At 57.3% G+C, this 2,109-nt stretch carries 1 protein-coding gene; it reads left to right on the forward strand.

Going from position 1 to position 2,109, the window contains the following annotated elements; translation table 11 throughout:
• The first annotated feature begins 441 nt into the window (after nucleotides 1-441).
• On the forward strand, nucleotides 442-1,791 hold the full coding sequence (locus A6A04_RS19560) for a tyrosine-type recombinase/integrase (protein WP_068495705.1): 1,350 nt from the start codon (nucleotides 442-444) through the stop codon (nucleotides 1,789-1,791).
• Nucleotides 1,792-2,109: the final 318 nt, after the last annotated feature.

Here is a 2,109-nt window from a genome sequence, read left to right on the forward strand (position 1 = left end):
ATGTCTCTTCTTCGGCATGGAATGTCCCCTTCATGGTCAGTTGAATTATTACATTCAACCTGGAGCCATTCACGGGGGGAGGGTCACAGGATTGGGACCTCACTCTTCGCGTGGACCGGATTCAGATCGAGCGGGCAACCTCCTGAGACTTCACACCTCGGTGTGTGCCGTTCTCCGCCGAAGCTGGTCATCCACGCATCAGTGCCGGATGGCCGACCGGAACAAGGAGAATGAGGGCCGAGTCCAAGTTTCGGCTCAGCACGGTGGGTCGACGGCCCAAATCCTGGGCCAGTCAGCATGAATCACATGATTTTCCAAAATAATCGCGTGGCGTCCCCAGGGGGAGGTGATGATCGTTAACGCCTGATTGGCGTAACCCTTGATTCTGGCCGATCTCACGGGCAAATATATGTGGAAGACCTATGTGGAGGGTGTCCCCATATGTACCTCGTCAAGCAACACCGGAAGTTCTGGGCCATGCACGATATCCCTAGAGGGGTGCAGGAAGCCCTTGGTCAAAGCGGTCGGAATGATGTCGTTCGGGGTAAGGATGGCCGCGCTATCCGCTTCTTCCAGAACCTGGAGACGGACGACAAACGGATAGCCGAGATCAGAGCTGCTCCCCTGAAAGGGAGGTGGCTTGCCGAGATCGAAGCCGCTCGGCGGCAATCCCCCGACCTTATCGAGCAAAGCGCCCGCTTCTGGTTTAACCAGTATCGAGGGGCATCCGATGCTGACCGGGTGGTGGTACTTGACTCCATAAAGGAGGAGGCCGAGCGCATGGTTATTGATGCCGCTTGGCGGGCTGGTGTCATGGGGCCAGAGGACCCTAGGTGGGCAGAACTGAAGGCGCAGCATGAGGCCGAACGGTTCTTCGATCTGGCCACCGGGCAAATGACCCGCACGGACGAGCATCTGGAAGAGTGGATCGCCACCCTCTCCAATGAGGCCAAGTCCAAGGACATGAAAAGGTCTACCGTCCTGAAGTTCGCGGAGGTTTTTCCGTATGTGCAGGACGTGAAGCGGAAGGAGGTGCAGAGGTGGGTAAATCGCCTCGTCCAAGAGGAGGGTAGGAAGGCCGCCACGGTTCGTCGGACGCTATCCGAGGTTCGAGGTTACTGGGCTTATCTCATCTCCATTGAGGTGCTCCCTGAGGACAGCCTCCCCTTTGAAAAGCTGACCCTGCCGAAGGAGGGGGCCAAAGAAGCGGTTCGCGACGAGCGCAAACGTTTCAGCCCCGCCGAGGTCGTTATGCTTCTCCGTGCCGCAGAGGCCAAGGGTGATACCCAGCTTGCAGACCTGATCCGTCTGGGGATGTGGACCGGGGCCAGACTGGAGGAGCTTTGTTCCCTTCGAGTGGATCATGTTGGGGACGGGTACTTTGAAGTCGTGGATGCCAAATCAAAAGCCGGATGGCGACGTGTACCAGTCCATAGCAAGCTCGCTCCCACGCTGGACCGATTGGTTGCATCCAGCCGTGATGCCCAGGACAGATACGTGATGGCGGGGCTTTCCTCCAATAAATACGAAGATCGCTCCAATGCTATTGGCAAGCGGTTTGGACGTCTCAAAAAGGAGGCCGGGTTTGGGCCACAGTACGTCTTCCATTCCATCCGCCATACCGTAGCAACTCATTGGAAAAGCGCCCTGATAGATGTCTCTATCTCCGCCGATATCCTGGGACATGAGCATGATGGTATGACCTACGGGCAATATGGCGACGTCGCCTACTGGAAGACTTTGGTGGACGTGGTGGAACTGCTGGATTACCCGGAGACCACTGGCGAATAGAGGGTGACGGGCCGTTTTCAATTTATGCCCCAAATTTACGAGGCCATACCCCTTCCCCCACGAACATAAATTTCCCCCCGTACCCCGGCCCCATGGGACACGATCCAGGCGAAAGAGGGGGCGCCCTCCCGCCCCTGTCCTCGATGCCCCGAGATGATCGGAGCGCACCCTTCAGACCCTCGGAGGCCAAACAGCCAGCCCCTTGACAGTGGCGCGAGAGGGTGTATCAAATTGCCATATATTCGTTAGGCAATTTGTGACGCAGGAGGACAGCATGGCATCCGGTAAGTTCGTCTCGTATCTGAGGGTCAGCACTGA

It is taken from the genome of Paramagnetospirillum marisnigri (assembly GCF_001650715.1).
Taxonomy (GTDB): Bacteria; Pseudomonadota; Alphaproteobacteria; order Rhodospirillales; family Magnetospirillaceae; genus Phaeospirillum; species Phaeospirillum marisnigri.

Coding starts and splice junctions, on each gene's coding strand:
- A6A04_RS19560 (WP_068495705.1), top strand. CDS start 442: ATGTACCTCGTCAAGCAACACCGGAAGTTCTGGGCCATGCACGATATC.